This window comes from Rhodoferax sp. RT5P35 (assembly GCF_056521385.1).
This window is the reverse complement of sequence record NZ_JBWMAX010000003.1, coordinates 368411-382689: the sequence shown is the minus strand read 5'-3', so window position 1 is coordinate 382689 and position 14279 is coordinate 368411. Positions and strand designations below refer to the sequence as shown.

Below are 14279 nucleotides of genomic sequence, written 5' to 3'. Positions count from 1 at the left end.
CCATATGCCTGTTAACAATATGTCCATCGGCAAGGACGTCGGCGTGGTCATCAACACCACCACCGGCGTTCTGAACATTCCCGCTGCCGCCATCACCAGCTTTAGCAGCCAACCCGTGACTGAAAACGAGTCGCGCATCGGCTTCGATGGTGTATCCCGCTATTTGGTGGTTCCGACCGGCTGGAAAGGCTCGTTTGACGTGGACCGCATGAGTAGCGCCATCGAAGACTGGTGGGCCTCTTACGAGTCAGCCTACTTTGCGGGCCAGACGACCCAGCCGGGCACCATCACCGAAACCATCACCAACCCCGACGGCTCAATTACCCAGTACCGCTACACCGGCGTAATGTTTGACCTGCAAGACCTGGGCACGCGCGAGCCGACCAAGGTGATCAAGCAAAAACTGAGCTTCATGGCCTCGCGCCGGGTGAAAGCATGAGCAAGATCACGATCAAAGCCACACCGAGCGCGGAGGTGGTGGCCATGGCGACCAAGCCGGTTGTGGTGGTCGATGCCAAGGGCCGCGCCATCACCCTGCAAAAGCCCGGCGTGCTGGCCCAGTTCCGCATGATCGAGATGCTGGGCGGCGAAACCGCGCAGAACCAGGTGTATGTCGGCATGGTGTTGCCGTTGATGTTCATTACGGACATTGACGGCGAGGCCATGGCCCGCATTTCGACCAAGCGCGAACTGGATGCATTAATCCAGCGGTTGGACGAGGACGGTGTGATGGCAGTCACCAAGGGAGTGGTCGAACATTTCGGGCAATCGAACCCCGAAGAAGACCAGGCCGCTCTAAAAAACTAGGGCGGGCCACGTCGATCAGTGAATGCCTGTGGTTGGTGAAAAACGGCATTCCCTTTGATGTGGCCTTTCAGTTGGACGATGTGACCAGGGCCTTCTTTTCGATCAAGTTCTCCGAGTTCAACGGTAATAAGTTCGACTGGGAGAGCTTGCGTTTCGTGGAGTCTGAATCATGAGCACCAAGTCGTTTGACAACCTCGCCCTGTTCGCCTTGCACTTGGCAAAAGCCGCCGTGGAGGTGCGGGTGTTCGAGCACAAGGCGCTGGACAAGGCCGCAAAGCTGGTGGAGACCGCCGCAAAAGCCGAGTTTGGCACCTACCAGCCCGAAGTCGGCCCTTTCGCCGCGTGGGCTCCCTTGGCAGATGCCACGGTTGCAGACAGGGTGCGCCAAGGCTTCACGCCCGACGAGCCTTTGCTACGCACCGGAGCCCTGCGAAATTCCATTTCCCGGCAGGTGTCGGGCAATGAAGCCTTGATCGGATCTACCAGCGATGTGATGGTGTACCAAGAACTGGGGAACTCCCGGATCCCCCCGCGCCCGGTGCTGGGGCCTGCGGCCTTTTCCAACCAGAAGGCCATTCAGGCCTTACTAGGGGAGGGCCTTATGCACGCAATCGAATACGGCGCGTCAGGCGGCTTCGCGGCTTTACCCGAATAGCAGCGAATAAATGAAGACTGCGAGGAAAAACGCCAAGCAGAGGCTCAGCAACAGCGCGGCGGTGCTGACCATGAATAAAAAGATTCGGGTGTAAATCGGCATTTGGTACTTGAAAAATGGTTCTTTTGGCCGCCTAAACGGGTCGATGTTTGGGTATTGAACAAAGCTAAAACGGCGCGCCGCCCATTCGTGAATCCGTGTTTTAAGTGCAGTCAAAGGAAGTCCCTCGATGATAGAAGCCTACAAGATAGCGATAAAACTGCACCTCGTGAATGGTGTGAGTGCAGGAATCACGGCGCTATCCGGTGAATTTCTGAGTTTAAACCGGCACATCGGCGCATCCAACTCCAATTTGGTGGAGATGGAGCGTCGGATGGGTGTGATCAAACGGATGGGCCTGATTAGCGGGGCGATTGCGGGCGCAGGGGTCGGTATGCTGGTGTCGCTGAAAGGGCCGATTGGCATGGCGATGGAGTGGGAGCGCGAAGCGGCCAAGCTGCGCCAGATGGGTCTAGGTGACTCGCAGGTGGAGGATGCGCAGAAGTTTGTCCGGGCTACCGACATCATTGGCACGTCGATGCAGCAGCGGATGAAGCTATTCACCGAGGCGCAAGGCGCTTTCCGAGAGTCGGGCATGGGCGGGAACCATGCGCTGGAAGCTGCCAAGGTCATGATGCCGGTCTTGGCCCGTTACGAAGTTGCTAGTGGGCTCCTGTCTGGACCGCACAAGGCGGCGGTAGAAGGCGCGATGCGCAGTCTGAACAAAACCGTCGAAATGATGGGCGGCCTGGGTGACACCAACCGTGCAAACGAAATCGCCACCGGCGTATTCAAGGCCGTCCAGTCCAGCGGGAAAATGGTCGATGAGCGACAACTCAAGCAGTTCGTGGCTTACGCCAGTTCCGCTGGCAACCAGCAAAGCCTAAGGACCATTTTTGGCGGCTTAGAGCCGATCATCGGCGAACTGGGCGGCAGCACCACGGCGGTGGGCTTGCGGACCGCCTACACCCGCACCAACGGGATGATGTCGCTGCCGCCCAAGCTGATGTTGCACGAGATGCAGCGTCTGAACATGCTGGATGGCACGGGCAAGAAGCAAACTACTGACCTTGCGCAACTACAGTCCACCAACGTCATCGACTACGCAGTGGAACTGCTGCGCCGTTACAAGAGCGCGGGCATTACCAGTCAGACCGACCGTGAACGCGAGAACTCGATCATTTTGGGCACCAATGGCGCTAAGGTCTACAACAAGATCATGGCGCAGATGACGGTGTTGCAGGAGTCGTTGAAGTCTTATGACATGGCGCAAGGTCCGGCCAGCGTCATAAACCGGGAGAAAAAGGGCCCGATGATGGCGGTGGAGCGGTTCCACAAGGCATTGGACGACCTCGGGTTGGTGGTAGGGCAAACCGTTTTGCCGATATTCACTCCTTTTATCCAGCGCTTGACCGAGTTAGCCCGCGAGATGGGGCGGCATCCGAACCTTTTGAAGATTCTGGCTATTGGGTTTGTCGGCTTGGGCACGGCCATGGCCATCGGTGGGACCATCGGCCTTGCCACTGCTGCCGTCAAAGGCTTTGGGCTGGCCATCGGAGCCATGGGGGGGGCCTCTGGACTGATAGGCGTGTTGGGACGCGCCGGGCTCGCCACTGGCGTGTTGGCGGCGGCCCTTGGCGGCATGGCGGTGGGGTCGTTCATCTATTCCTGCATTGAAGGCACCAAGGCGGCCTCGTTGCTTGGCAGTGCCATTGCGCACATCTTCGCGTTTTTCGGCAACACAGAGGCGCGCGAGGCGGTCAAGAGAATGAACGCTACCCACAATGGCGGGGCTTCTGGTGAATGGGGCAATTCTCCCATGCGGCAAAACCTACCCAATGCAGCACCCTGGGTGAAGGGCGTGACCAGCGCGCCGGGCCGGGCCAATATGCCGGTGGTAGCTGCCACTGTTCAACGCGACTACGTGCGCACCAGCGCGCCCAACGGAAGAAATTATATAAACAACACCATCGTTATGCCCAGCGGCCAGGTGCTGGCCAAGGTCGTTACGGAGGTGCAGGCCAAGGAGCTATCCCGCCCGAACACCGGCCCGCGCACGCAGGACGGCGGCATGGCCCCCCGTAAATCTAGCGCGACAGGATCCTGGTAATGCCCGATTTAACTACCACTCTGGCCCTCGGAGACTTTGTTTTCGGCGGCCTGGAAATTCCCGAGAGCATGCCGTTTGGCGGGGCGCAAAAGCTGGTGGTGCACCAGTACCCTGGCGGCGCACGGTCGGTGCAGGCGATGGGCCGCGACGATGCCCCCATCACGTGGACCGGGGTGTTGTCCGGTGCGACGGCCATGGCCCGCGCCCACTACCTGGACACCCTGCGGGCCAAGGGCGAAAAACTGACGCTGACCTACCACGATTTCAACCTCACAGTGGTGATCGAGAAGTTTGAGGCCACCCTCAAAAGCTCAGTGCGCATACCCTACAGCATGTCGGTTCTGGTGGTGCGCGACAACACCAGCCCGGTGACTTCGATTGTGCCGAACGACTTTGATGCAGCATTGCGCGGCGATAACGCCACATGCCAAGCTTTGGGCGGTCAAGTGGGTGACTCCACACTAAGCAGCCTCATGGGCACGATGGATAGCGCAATTGGCGCTGTAAGTGACTTCGCGAAAGCGACTACCGCGACGATTCAAAGCGTAGTGGCACCGGTGGGGGCCGTGATTGCCCGCGTAAATAGCCTTATTGGGTCTACCTCATCGGTGATTACATCGGTCACCACTCTTGGCGGAATTTTGCCGAACAACCCAATAGCAAGGCAGGCATCTCAGATGCTATCGCACGTTACGGCCGTGACCCAAACCCCGCTACTTGTGCAAACCTTGAGCGTGGCAAACCGCATTCAAGGCAATCTCTCTAGCGTGATTTCCGGTGGCCAGCAAGTGCGCAACATCGTCGTGGCGGGCGGCACGTTGTTTGACCAAGCCGCGAAATTCTACGGTGATGCTACGAAGTGGGCTCAGATTGCTCAAGCGAACAATTTGACAGATCCGCAGGTAACAGGCGTTCAAGCTTTGAAAATTCCAACAGTGGCATCCAACAGCGGTGGCGCACCTATTCAATGATCGTCAACAATCCAATACCAGCAGCCGGATTTTCTCAGCCGCGGGGGATGGCGTTCGTCAACGGTGAGCGCGTGACAGGCCTAAAATCTTTTGAGGTAGACAACAATAGCTTTTTTCAGGCCGACACTTTCCGCTTGTCTTTGGCCCTGAGTGCACAACCTGACAACCGGGGCTTTGATTTTTGGGCAGCCCAGACCACGGTGCAGGTCGAACTGCTGGCCGGATTCCCCGGTGATCCGGACAACTTCACCCGCACTGAACTCAGCAGTTGGCTCACCGGGTGGGCCGACGATATCGAAGTGGACCCGATTGCCGACGAGATCGTTATTTCCGGGCGCGACAAAACATCGCTGCTGGTGGACACCAAGAAGGCGATTGCGTTTACCAACAAGCGCAGCAGCGACATTGCCACGCAGATCGCCACCACCATGGGGCTGTCGGCGGATGTGGACCCGACAACCAAATTCCCCGGCACGGTCTCCAATACATTGATGCAGATGGTCAACGACCGGGGCACCTACTGGGATGTGCTGACCAAGCTGGCACAGATCGAGCAGTACAACGTCTATGTCGCGGGCAACACCCTGTTCTTCAAAAAGGCGCAGGCGGTCAAAGACCAATACGTACTGCGCTACCAGCCGCCCGGCCCCGAAGCCTGGGCGCAGGTCAATACAGTAAGCCTGCGGTTCTCGCGCAATTTGTCGGTGGCACGCGGCACCAAGGTCACCGTACTGAGCTGGAACCAGAAGACCGGGCAGGCCCTACCGCCTGCAGTAGCCCAGCGCGCCCGGGTGAAGAACGCCACCACCGCGAAGTCGGGTTCCAACGGCCTGCCCACGGCGGAATACACCTTCATTTTCCCGAACCTGACCCCGCAGCAAGCGCAGGACCGGGCCAATGCACTGGTTGCGGACATCAGCCAGCACGAAGTGAACGTCAGCGCCGATATGCCGGGCGACGACCTGCTGACCACCAATGTGGCAGTGAAGGTGGTGGGCACCAATTCCGCGTTTGACCAGATTTATTACCCCGCCAGCATCCGGCGCAGCTACTCGTGGGACGAGGGCTACCGGATGAGCCTGCGGGCCCGAAATTTCAGCCCGGAGAGCCAATTGTCATGATGCAAGCCCATTTGAACGCCATGCGCGAAGCCACGGCCGGGCAAAACCTGGAGCGCGCAGGCACCCGCATGGGGACCATCAGCGGCTACGATGCCAGCAACTACCTGGCCAAGGTGCTTTTACAGCCCGACGGCATCGAAACCGGCTGGCTGCCCATCGGAACGATAGGCGTGGGCAACGGCTGGGGCATCCAAGTCGGCCCCGGCATCGGCGACATGGTGGAGGTGGAGTTTCAGGACGGCGGCATTGATGCCGGGCTGATTACCCACCGTTTCTTTAACAACCTGGCACGGCCTAACAGTGTACCGACCGGGGAGGTGTGGTTAGTGCACCAGGCCGGGCAGTTCATCAAGCTGCTCGGCGACGGCAGTATCAGCAGTGCGGGCACCTGGAACCACACCGGGGCGCTGAATGTGACCGGCAACACCACCGTCAGCGGCAATGTCACGGTGCAGGGCACGGTGCAAGCGCCGAATGTGGTCGGCACCACCAATGTGACGTTTGGCGGCAAGTCTGGCATCGGTCACACCCACAGTGGCGTGCAGACCGGCACGGGCAACACGGGAGCACCGAATTGAATGACCTCGACCATTACATCGGCGGCGATATTGCCGTCAGCGCTACGGCCGACATCAATGTGGCCACAGCCTTGACGGCCAGTCAGCAACGGGTGTTGCGGCGCTTGCTGACCAACCCCGGCGACTACCCCTGGCACCCTAGCTACGGCGCGGGCCTGCCGTCCGAGGTGGGAAAACTGGCCGACGAACGTCGCATTCGTGGGCTAATTCAGTCGCAGATATTTCTAGAAGCGGTAGTGCTGCAAAAGCCTGCGCCCGTAATTACCGTCACTATGATTTCTGGCGGTGTGTCGGTTTACGTCAAGTTTGCCGATGCGCAGACCGGACAACTCGCCACCTTGGCATTCGACGTCAACCGATAGGACACCATGGCCCTGACCTTCAAAGACTTCAACACCCTGGTATCCGACCAGGTGGCCTTCCTGCAAGCGGGTTCGCGCCTGCTGCTGGACTACACCATTGGATCGGTCATTCGTTCTATCGTAGAGGCCAATGCTTCGGTGGTGCTGTGGGTGCAGAGCCTGCTGGCCAAACTGCTGCAGGCCATGCGCGCCAGTACCGCCGCCGGGGCGGACCTGGATAGCTGGATGGCCGACTACGGGGTCACCCGCCTGGCCGCCGTGGCTGCCACCGGAGTGGTGGCGTTTGCCCGCTTCACCACCACCCAGCAGGCCGTGGTCCCCGTGGGAACGGTGGTGCAGACCGCCGATGGCTCACAGAAATTCACTGTCACGCTGGACATTACTAACGCGGCCTACAGTGTCGGGCTGGGCGGCTATGTGGCCGCCGTGGGAGTCGCGTCCGTATCGGTCCCGGTGCAAGCACAAATTGCGGGCATTTTGGCTAATGTGGTGATCGGCGGCATCAGCAGCATTGCAAGCGCCATCGTGGGCATTGACACGGTGGGCAATACGGCCGCCTTTACCAACGGGGCGACAGCTGAGACCGATACCGCGCTGCGGGTGCGCTTCGTGGCTTATATTGCCAGCCTGTCCAAAGCTACCAAGACGGCAGTTGGCTACGCCATTACCTCGCTGAAAACCGGTCTGACCTTTTCCCTGGTGGAAAACTACACCTACGCCGGGGCGTACCAGCCGGGCTATTTTTACGCGGTGGTGGACGATGGCACGGGCACGCCCAGCGGCACGCTGCTGACTTCGGTCACCAACGCCATCGACACTACGCGGCCGTTTACCTCGACGTTCGGCGTGTTCGCCCCGGTGGTGGTGAATGCAACGGTGGCGATGACAGCCACCATCGCGGCGGGATACGACCCAGTGGCCACCAAAACCTTGGCGGTCACGGCGCTGCAGGCTTACATCAATACCCTGGCGTTGGGTGCCACGCTGGCCTATTCCCGGCTGGCACAGGTAGCCTACGACGCATCGCCCGGCATCACCAACCTGACCGGTATTTTGCTCAACAGTGGATCAGCAGACCTGGTGGCTACAAACAAGCAGGTTATCAAGTACACCAGCGTGGTGGTGGGCTAGATGGCAACCGGCGATTCTGCGGACATTACCGCCCGCTTGCAGCAGTCGCTGCCAAAAATGTGGTTTCAGAGCGATAGCCCTGTGGTTCTTGCCATCTTGGGATCACTTGCTACGGCCTGGGCCTGGCTGTATAGACTGTACCTCTACATCGTAATGCAGTCGCGCATCAAGACCGCTAGCGATGGCTTTCTCGACCTGGTTGCTGCGGACTTCTTCGGGCCGCGCATCGCCCGTAAGGCCGGGCAGTCGGATGCTAGTTTCCGCGCCAACATCATTGCCAACCTGTTCCGCGAACGCGGCACCCGCAAAGCCATCATCCAGGTGCTCACCGACCTGACCGGGCGGGCTCCGCTGATCGTAGAGCCCCAGCGGCCAGCCGATACCGGAGCGTATGGCGTGGCCACAATGGGTTACGGGGTCAATGGAGCATATGGCTCCATGTTGTTGTCCTACCAGGCCTTTGTACTTGCATACCGTCCGCTGACGACCGGCATCCCCAATATCGCAGGCTATGGCAATGCACCAAGCGCTTACGGCATCGCCAGCCAGGGCGGTGAATATGCTTCGATGGCAATGGTGCAGGGTGCCGTGCTGGATGCAGATATTTACGCCGCAATTGATTCGGTAGCACCTGCCGGGTCGATTGCCTGGACCGCGATCAGCAGTTAACACCGTCCGTTTTTTTAAACCAAGCCGTCAGGGTGACCTAGGCGGCTTTTTTATTGGGGAATTTATGAATCGCGGAATTATTTACCCCGGCCAAGTGCCGCTGGAAACCGACCTGCTCTATGCGCAACAGCAAAGCATGCTGAGCCTTTCCAAGTTAGCCGCCGCCATATTCGGCACTTCAATGGTGGTCAATGGCCTGGGTGTCACCCAGACCGCCGTGGCAAGCATGAATGTGCAAGTCGCGGCAGGCGAAATCTACGGCCTCGCCAACTTGGAAGGCACTGCTTACAGCTCGCTTCCGGCCGACACCACGCACTCAATTATGAAACAAGGCATCGCGCTTGACGCGACGCTGCTAGCGTTGACCGCTCCAGGCACGGCGGGTTTTTCTGTCAACTACCTGATCCAAGCCACGTTCTCCGAAGTGGACTCGGTGCCGGTAACCTTGCCGTACTACAACGCTTCAAACCCCTCTACTGCTTACTCTGGCCCAGGCGGAACCGGTGTAGCGCAGAATACCCGCCGCCTTGGTAATGTGGTGTTGACGGCCAAGGCTGGCACAGCAGCCACCACTGGTTCGCAGGTCACGCCAGCACCGGATGCCGGTTACGTCGGCCTCGCCGTGGTGACGGTTGCAAACGGTGCATCAACAGTGGTGAACGCCAATATCAGCGCCTACGCGAGTGCACCAGTCGTCACGCCGCTACTCAACGGACGGTTACTCAATGTCCGCGTCGTGACCTCCAGTGGCATCTATGTGCCGACACCGGGAACGACTTCGATCCGCGTCACAGCGCAGGGCGGAGGTGGCGCTGGCGGTGGCTCTGGAGCGACCGGAGCTGCACAGGTCTCAGCGGGGTCCGGCGGCAACTCTGGCGCAGCTGGGGAGACTTTCTATCGAACTGGTTTCGCCGGTGCCTCCATGGTTATAGGTGCGGGCGGTGCCGCTGGTGCTGCAGGAGCCGCAGGTGGTAACGGAGGCTCAACCTCATTCAGCGCATCACCGACTGCACTGACTGCGCCAGGCGGCACAGGCGGCAACCCCGGAGCGGCGATTACGCCACCAGGCCTCACCGTTGCCCCGGATAACAGCCCCATCGCAAGCGGCGGCAACGTCTTCAACGGGTCCACAGGCGCAGGCGGCAATGGCCTGCCTATCAGCAGTAGCGCTTCGATTTCCGGCAACGGTGCTAACTCTATTTTCGGCAATGGCCCGCTGGGGCGATTCGTTCCTGGGGGCGGCGGAAACGGCGGCAACTTTGGATGCGGAGGAGCTGGTGCATTGACTGGCGCTTCTTCGGGGGCGCAGCCAGGTGGTTCTGGCGCTGCAGGTGTGATTGTTATTGAGGAATTCTCATGAGATACGTCATTGTTGAAAACAACTTAGTCGTGAACGTCATCAAGTGGGATGGCGAGGACGATTTTGGCGCGGGCCTTGATCTGATAGCCAGTGATACAGCAGGCATTGGCTATGCCGTGGTCAATGGTGTGTTGGTTGCACCTAAGCAGCCGGTGGCCCAGTTACAGGATGCCAAAGACCAACGGCTGGCATTCCTGGCCGCCACGTACCAAGCGGTCATCACCGTTTCGGTGCCGTATACAAGCAAGGGCGGCGTGACCCAGGTATTTCAATCCGACGAGGCGGCGGTAGCCAATCTCTCAAAGATGCTGCTGGCGTTTCAGGGCGGATCGGTGCCAGTCGGGTTCGCCTGGATCGCCCAAGACAATACTCCTGTGCCGTTCATCTACTCTGATATGCAGGGTTTGGCTGCCGCCATCGGCACCCAAGCCTATGCGGCATTCGTCCGCCTGCAGCAGCGCAAGGCAGCAGTGCGCGCAGCCACCGTCGTGACAACCGTGCAAGGAGTGGTGTGGTGAAGCACCTAAAACCTATCCTTATCGCGTTGATGACGCAATTCAACGGGCTGTTTGCGCCGACCCTGTTGCAGCTGGGCAATTTTTTGCTGGCTGATTCTTGTTTTTCCATAACGAAAGCTTAAACGATGGACCAAAACCTAATTAATGTTTTGGCGGCTATCTGTGGGGCTCTTGGTGGTTGGTATCTCAAAGTAATTGGAGAGGCGCTGCGCGATTTACAGGTTGCAGACAAAGAGTTAACTGCCAAGGTTGCATCCATCGAAATTTTGGTGGCTGGCAGCTACGTCAAGCGCGAGGAGCTGGAGCGGCTGGTTATCAACATCAGTTCCAAGCTGGACCGCATCGAATCCAAATTAGACCAGAAAGAGGATAAGCCATGAGCCCTGAACAACTTGCGTATGCCATGCAGTGCCCCATCACCAGGGCTACACCCTGGGCTGCACTCATCACGGCGGCCATGGATCGCTTTGAGATCAACACCCCAGCCCGCCAGGCGGCGTTTCTGGCGCAGCTCGGGCATGAGTCCGGGCGCTTGATCTTTGTGCGCGAAATATGGAACCCGGCCCAATGCCCCTGGCAGGGCCGCTATGAAGGCCGGGCCGACCTGGGCAATACGCAGCCGGGTGACGGCGTGAAGTTCAAAGGCCGCGGGCTGATCCAGATTACCGGACGGGCGAACTACCAAGCCTGCGGCGCCGCGCTGGGCCTGGACCTCGAAACCGCGCCGGAGTTGCTGGAGCAAACCGAAAACGCGGCGCTGTCGGCGGGCTGGTTTTGGTCTACCCATGGCTGCAACGAACTGGCAGACGCTGGGCAATTTGAAAAGATCACCCGGCGCATCAACGGCGGGTTAAACGGACAGGCTGACCGCTTGGTTTTATGGGACTTTGCAAAGAGGGCTTTAGCATCATGAAACTGATCGACAACTGGAGTAAGGCGCACAAAATGCTGTCCGTGCAGGCCATGACGGCGGCTGGGGCCATCCAAAGCGCATGGGTCTACATTCCCGACGATATGAAAAGCCACATTCCCAGCAGCTTGGTGACGGGTATCACTATTGGTCTGCTGGTCTTGGGCGTAGTCGGGCGGCTGCTGGCACAACCTGCAGTGACGGACACGCCATGATGGCCTGGATGAACCCCAAGCTCTGGGGCGCGCTGCTTTTGGCAGCAATCCTGGCCTTCGCGGGCTTGTTCCTGTACCGGGCAGGGGCAGCCAGCGTGCGCACCCAGTGGGATGCCGCCATCATCCAGCAGCAAGCCCTCACCGCAGCGCAAGAGGCCGACAACCGCAAGCTCGAAGCCAAGCGGCAAACTAACGTCATTGAGGCACAAAATGCACAAACCCAACGTACCCAAGTCCTGCAAGTGGCTGCTGCTGGCGCTCGCGCTGAGTCTGACGGCCTGCGCAACGACATTGCCGCCATCCGCGCAAGTTTGCCCGGAACTCCCAGCGATGCCCACGGCAACGCAGCCAGCACCGCAGCAGGCCTACTCGCTGAGTGCGGCGCAGCTTATCAAGTCTTGGCGGAACAAGCTGACGGTCACTACAGCGATACCCTGACCTTGCAACAGGCCTGGCCCAAGTGAAACGCAGCAACTGCCTGTTCTGGGCTGTTGCCATGTGGTTGCGCCGTAAGCGCAAGGGGAAGGCGGGCTATTTGGTGGCGCGCATGAGCCGATGGGGGGCATTTCCGCACTTCCTGTACATGGAGCGCGGAAAGCTCTACAGCTTTGTACCGCGCAATCCCAAACACAAATCTCTTCCTCCCCCTGTGTTCAAGGGGCGGTCTAAGTTTGGGGATTTGATGTAGCCATGCGGAAGTTGCGCGGAAGCGGATGCGGAAGTAAAAAGGACTTGCTACTAAAGAAATAGCAGCAAGCCTTTATACAGTGTGGTGCCCGGGGCCGGAATCGAACCGGCACGCCTTGCGGCGGGGGATTTTGAGTCCCCTGCGTCTACCAATTTCACCACCCGGGCAATGCAGAAGCAAGACCAATATTATGGCACAGTGCAGGTTATGAAATATCCAACAATTGAAGATGTCATCGGAAAAACCCCGATGGTGGCATTGCAGCGCATTGGCGCGGCTGGCAATGCCGAGCGGGGCAATGTGGTGCTGGGCAAGCTGGAGGGTAACAACCCGGCGGGTTCAGTGAAGGACCGGCCCGCGCTGTCGATGATCCAGCGGGCACAGGAGCGCGGCGAAATCAATGTGGGCGACACCCTGATCGAGGCCACCTCGGGCAATACCGGCATTGCGCTGGCCATGGCCGCAGCGGTCAAGGGCTACCGCATGGTGCTGATCATGCCGGAGGACCTGTCCATCGAGCGCGCCCAGACCATGAAGGCCTTCGGGGCCGAGCTGATCCTCACACCCAAAAGCGGCGGCATGGAATACGCCCGCGACCTGGCCGACCAGATGCAGCGCGAAGGCAAGGGCCGGGTGCTCGACCAATTCGCCAACGCCGACAACCCGCGCATCCATTACGAGACCACCGGCCCTGAAATCTGGACCGACACCCAGGGCCAAATCACCCATTTCGTCAGCGCCATGGGCACCACCGGCACCATCACCGGCGTGTCCCGGTTCTTGAAAGAAAAGAACCCGGCCATCCGCATCATCGGGGCCCAGCCCAGCGAGGGCTCGCGCATCCCCGGCATCCGCAAATGGCCGCAGGCGTATCTGCCGAAGATTTACGACCCGTCGCACGTGGACGAGCTGGCCTACGTGGGCCAGGACGATGCCGAGGAAATGTGCCGCCGCATGGCGCGCGAAGAAGGCATTTTTGCGGGCATCTCTGCCGCCGGAGCTTGCTGGGTGGCGCAGCAGATTGCCGAGCGCGAGACCAACGCCACGGTGGTGTTCATCGTCTGCGACCGGGGCGACCGGTATTTGTCTACCGGCGTTTTCCCGGCTTAGAAATTTATAGAAAAAGTAGCTGTAGCGTATGTTTGGTATGCGCTAGTAGCTACATTTTTTGTAGTATTGGTGAAAATTGAAACTTATGCCTTCCGTCTACAAATTTTGCCCCCAGTGCGCCACCCCGCTGGCCTTGATCAGCCAGCTGGAAGACGGCGGCCCCCAGCAGCGGCTGCGCTGCCCGGCCTGCGACTTCACGCACTGGAACAACCCTACGCCGGTGCTGGGGGCCATCGTGGAATACGGCGGGCAAATCCTGCTGGCACGCAATGCAGCCTGGAGCAACGCGATGTACGCGCTGATCACCGGCTTCATGGAGGCGGGCGAAACCCCGCAAGAGGGCATTGCCCGCGAGATTCTGGAAGAAACCAACCTGCAGACTTCGGCGCTGAACTTGGTGGGTGTGTATGACTTTCAGCGCATGAACCAGGTGCTGATCGTCTACCACGCGGTGGCCCATGGCGAGGTGCGCTTGTCGCCCGAGCTGGTGGACTACAGGCTGGTTGACTTGGCCGATGTCAAGTGCTGGCCCGCCGGGACCGGCTATGCCATGGCGGATTTCTTGCGCAGACGGGGCTTTGAGCCGCAGTTCATGGAGCCCATGCTGCCCAACCCGGTTGAGAGTGCAAGCCACTAAAATCAAAATCCATCCTAGGACACCCGCCCCATGCAGACAGACAAAGAAATTGACACCCGCGGCCTGAACTGCCCGCTGCCCATCCTGAAGGCCAAAAAGGCGCTGACCGACATGCAAAGCGGCCAGTTGCTCAAGGTGGTATCTACCGACGCGGGCTCGGTGCGCGACTTCCAGGCCTTTGCCAAGCAAACCGGTAACGAGCTGGTGGAGCAGGAAACGGCGGGTACCGATTACATCCACGTGCTGCGTCGGCGGTAAGCTAACGCTCACCCCCAGGCTGCAGTGCTGCGCATCTTTCGCCAACCCCCTTGCAGGGGGCAACACCAGCAGCCTGGCAAAGCCAGTTCTGCGGTGTTTCTGGAGGGCATGCGTTCTGCCCTTGGTCAGATTGGGTGCCG

At 59.5% G+C, this 14279-nt stretch carries 20 protein-coding genes and 1 tRNA gene; 19 read left to right on the top strand and 2 right to left on the bottom strand.

Going from position 1 to position 14279, the window contains the following annotated elements:
- Positions 1-4 precede the first annotated feature (4 nt).
- The 3 genes from AC097L_RS06175 to AC097L_RS06165 all read left to right on the top strand — a co-directional run bounded on the left by AC097L_RS06175 (position 5) and on the right by AC097L_RS06165 (position 1462).
- Positions 5-439, top strand: coding sequence for a hypothetical protein (locus AC097L_RS06175; protein ID WP_479585386.1), 435 nt, complete (start codon positions 5-7; stop codon positions 437-439).
- Positions 436-807 (top strand): hypothetical protein, encoded by a 372-nt coding sequence (locus tag AC097L_RS06170; protein ID WP_479585385.1) that lies wholly within the window; start codon positions 436-438, stop codon positions 805-807. The genes AC097L_RS06175 and AC097L_RS06170 overlap by 4 nt, the downstream gene beginning before the upstream one ends.
- Positions 808-976: 169 nt before the next feature.
- Complete coding sequence (locus AC097L_RS06165) at positions 977-1462, top strand: phage virion morphogenesis protein (protein ID WP_479585384.1); 486 nt, start codon at positions 977-979, stop codon at positions 1460-1462.
- Here AC097L_RS06165 and AC097L_RS06160 read toward each other — a convergent pair.
- Entirely contained in the window at positions 1451-1678 is a 228-nt protein-coding gene (locus tag AC097L_RS06160) for a hypothetical protein (RefSeq protein WP_479585383.1), read from the bottom strand. The two genes, AC097L_RS06165 and AC097L_RS06160, sit on opposite strands and share 12 nt — an antisense overlap.
- A gap of 13 nt (positions 1679-1691) precedes the next feature.
- On the opposite strand from AC097L_RS06160, the gene AC097L_RS06155 reads away from it, so the two are divergent.
- The 13 genes from AC097L_RS06155 to AC097L_RS06095 all read left to right on the top strand — a co-directional run bounded on the left by AC097L_RS06155 (position 1692) and on the right by AC097L_RS06095 (position 11910).
- Entirely contained in the window at positions 1692-3611 is a 1920-nt protein-coding gene (locus tag AC097L_RS06155) for a phage tail tape measure protein (protein ID WP_479585382.1), read from the top strand.
- The gene (locus tag AC097L_RS06150; RefSeq protein WP_479585381.1) at positions 3611-4582 is read left to right on the top strand and encodes a LysM peptidoglycan-binding domain-containing protein; all 972 of its coding nucleotides are present in this window, start codon (positions 3611-3613) and stop codon (positions 4580-4582) included. The genes AC097L_RS06155 and AC097L_RS06150 overlap by 1 nt, the downstream gene beginning before the upstream one ends.
- 47 nt (positions 4583-4629) lie before the next feature.
- Positions 4630-5703 (top strand): phage late control D family protein, encoded by a 1074-nt coding sequence (locus tag AC097L_RS06145; RefSeq protein ID WP_479585380.1) that lies wholly within the window; start codon positions 4630-4632, stop codon positions 5701-5703.
- Positions 5700-6281, top strand: coding sequence for a hypothetical protein (locus AC097L_RS06140; RefSeq protein WP_479585379.1), 582 nt, complete (start codon positions 5700-5702; stop codon positions 6279-6281). The genes AC097L_RS06145 and AC097L_RS06140 overlap by 4 nt, the downstream gene beginning before the upstream one ends.
- On the top strand, positions 6278-6643 hold the full coding sequence (locus AC097L_RS06135; protein ID WP_479585378.1) for a phage tail protein: 366 nt from the start codon (positions 6278-6280) through the stop codon (positions 6641-6643). The genes AC097L_RS06140 and AC097L_RS06135 overlap by 4 nt, the downstream gene beginning before the upstream one ends.
- A 6-nt stretch (positions 6644-6649) precedes the next feature.
- Positions 6650-7774, top strand: coding sequence for a baseplate J/gp47 family protein (locus tag AC097L_RS06130; RefSeq protein ID WP_479585377.1), 1125 nt, complete (start codon positions 6650-6652; stop codon positions 7772-7774).
- Between the two features lie 153 nt (positions 7775-7927).
- A complete protein-coding gene (locus AC097L_RS06125; RefSeq protein WP_479585376.1) occupies positions 7928-8443 on the top strand; it encodes a hypothetical protein in 516 nt (171 codons plus the stop codon).
- 64 nt (positions 8444-8507) lie between these two features.
- Entirely contained in the window at positions 8508-9803 is a 1296-nt protein-coding gene (locus AC097L_RS06120; protein ID WP_479585375.1) for a hypothetical protein, read from the top strand.
- Positions 9800-10321: a DUF4376 domain-containing protein gene (locus tag AC097L_RS06115; RefSeq protein ID WP_479585374.1), complete on the top strand. Its 522-nt coding sequence runs from the start codon at positions 9800-9802 to the stop codon at positions 10319-10321. The genes AC097L_RS06120 and AC097L_RS06115 overlap by 4 nt, the downstream gene beginning before the upstream one ends.
- 125 nt (positions 10322-10446) lie before the next feature.
- Complete coding sequence (locus tag AC097L_RS06110) at positions 10447-10701, top strand: hypothetical protein (RefSeq protein WP_479585373.1); 255 nt, start codon at positions 10447-10449, stop codon at positions 10699-10701.
- Positions 10698-11234, top strand: a complete 537-nt coding sequence (locus AC097L_RS06105; RefSeq protein WP_479585372.1) for a glycoside hydrolase family 19 protein — start codon at positions 10698-10700, stop codon at positions 11232-11234. Before AC097L_RS06110 ends, AC097L_RS06105 begins: the two co-directional genes overlap by 4 nt.
- Positions 11231-11446 (top strand): DUF7940 domain-containing protein, encoded by a 216-nt coding sequence (locus tag AC097L_RS06100; RefSeq protein WP_479585371.1) that lies wholly within the window; start codon positions 11231-11233, stop codon positions 11444-11446. The genes AC097L_RS06105 and AC097L_RS06100 overlap by 4 nt, the downstream gene beginning before the upstream one ends.
- Complete coding sequence (locus AC097L_RS06095; RefSeq protein ID WP_479585370.1) at positions 11443-11910, top strand: hypothetical protein; 468 nt, start codon at positions 11443-11445, stop codon at positions 11908-11910. Before AC097L_RS06100 ends, AC097L_RS06095 begins: the two co-directional genes overlap by 4 nt.
- A 306-nt stretch (positions 11911-12216) precedes the next feature.
- Here AC097L_RS06095 and AC097L_RS06090 read toward each other — a convergent pair.
- A tRNA-Leu gene (locus tag AC097L_RS06090) sits at positions 12217-12301 on the bottom strand.
- Between the two features lie 40 nt (positions 12302-12341).
- Here AC097L_RS06090 and cysM point away from each other — a divergent pair.
- From cysM to AC097L_RS06075, 3 genes are all read left to right on the top strand, one after another.
- A complete protein-coding gene (cysM, locus tag AC097L_RS06085) occupies positions 12342-13244 on the top strand; it encodes a cysteine synthase CysM (protein WP_479585369.1) in 903 nt (300 codons plus the stop codon).
- Between the two features lie 85 nt (positions 13245-13329).
- Positions 13330-13881: an NUDIX hydrolase gene (locus tag AC097L_RS06080; RefSeq protein WP_479585368.1), complete on the top strand. Its 552-nt coding sequence runs from the start codon at positions 13330-13332 to the stop codon at positions 13879-13881.
- Positions 13882-13911: 30 nt separating this feature from the next.
- Positions 13912-14139: a sulfurtransferase TusA family protein gene (locus AC097L_RS06075; protein WP_479585367.1), complete on the top strand. Its 228-nt coding sequence runs from the start codon at positions 13912-13914 to the stop codon at positions 14137-14139.
- Positions 14140-14279: the final 140 nt, after the last annotated feature.

Excerpts from the sequence above, each read along its gene's own strand:
- AC097L_RS06120 (WP_479585375.1), top strand. The coding sequence starts at position 8,508 with ATGAATCGCGGAATTATTTACCCCGGCCAAGTGCCGCTGGAAACCGAC.
- AC097L_RS06155 (WP_479585382.1), top strand. The coding sequence starts at position 1,692 with ATGATAGAAGCCTACAAGATAGCGATAAAACTGCACCTCGTGAATGGT.
- AC097L_RS06125 (WP_479585376.1), top strand. The coding sequence starts at position 7,928 with ATGCAGTCGCGCATCAAGACCGCTAGCGATGGCTTTCTCGACCTGGTT.
- AC097L_RS06080 (WP_479585368.1), top strand. The coding sequence starts at position 13,330 with ATGCCTTCCGTCTACAAATTTTGCCCCCAGTGCGCCACCCCGCTGGCC.
- AC097L_RS06165 (WP_479585384.1), top strand. The coding sequence starts at position 977 with ATGAGCACCAAGTCGTTTGACAACCTCGCCCTGTTCGCCTTGCACTTG.
- AC097L_RS06110 (WP_479585373.1), top strand. The coding sequence starts at position 10,447 with ATGGACCAAAACCTAATTAATGTTTTGGCGGCTATCTGTGGGGCTCTT.
- AC097L_RS06175 (WP_479585386.1), top strand. The coding sequence starts at position 5 with ATGCCTGTTAACAATATGTCCATCGGCAAGGACGTCGGCGTGGTCATC.
- AC097L_RS06105 (WP_479585372.1), top strand. The coding sequence starts at position 10,698 with ATGAGCCCTGAACAACTTGCGTATGCCATGCAGTGCCCCATCACCAGG.
- AC097L_RS06115 (WP_479585374.1), top strand. The coding sequence starts at position 9,800 with ATGAGATACGTCATTGTTGAAAACAACTTAGTCGTGAACGTCATCAAG.
- cysM (WP_479585369.1), top strand. The coding sequence starts at position 12,342 with ATGAAATATCCAACAATTGAAGATGTCATCGGAAAAACCCCGATGGTG.
- AC097L_RS06130 (WP_479585377.1), top strand. The coding sequence starts at position 6,650 with ATGGCCCTGACCTTCAAAGACTTCAACACCCTGGTATCCGACCAGGTG.
- AC097L_RS06150 (WP_479585381.1), top strand. The coding sequence starts at position 3,611 with ATGCCCGATTTAACTACCACTCTGGCCCTCGGAGACTTTGTTTTCGGC.
- AC097L_RS06075 (WP_479585367.1), top strand. The coding sequence starts at position 13,912 with ATGCAGACAGACAAAGAAATTGACACCCGCGGCCTGAACTGCCCGCTG.
- AC097L_RS06145 (WP_479585380.1), top strand. The coding sequence starts at position 4,630 with ATGGCGTTCGTCAACGGTGAGCGCGTGACAGGCCTAAAATCTTTTGAG.
- AC097L_RS06170 (WP_479585385.1), top strand. The coding sequence starts at position 436 with ATGAGCAAGATCACGATCAAAGCCACACCGAGCGCGGAGGTGGTGGCC.
- AC097L_RS06140 (WP_479585379.1), top strand. The coding sequence starts at position 5,700 with ATGATGCAAGCCCATTTGAACGCCATGCGCGAAGCCACGGCCGGGCAA.
- AC097L_RS06100 (WP_479585371.1), top strand. The coding sequence starts at position 11,231 with ATGAAACTGATCGACAACTGGAGTAAGGCGCACAAAATGCTGTCCGTG.
- AC097L_RS06095 (WP_479585370.1), top strand. The coding sequence starts at position 11,443 with ATGATGGCCTGGATGAACCCCAAGCTCTGGGGCGCGCTGCTTTTGGCA.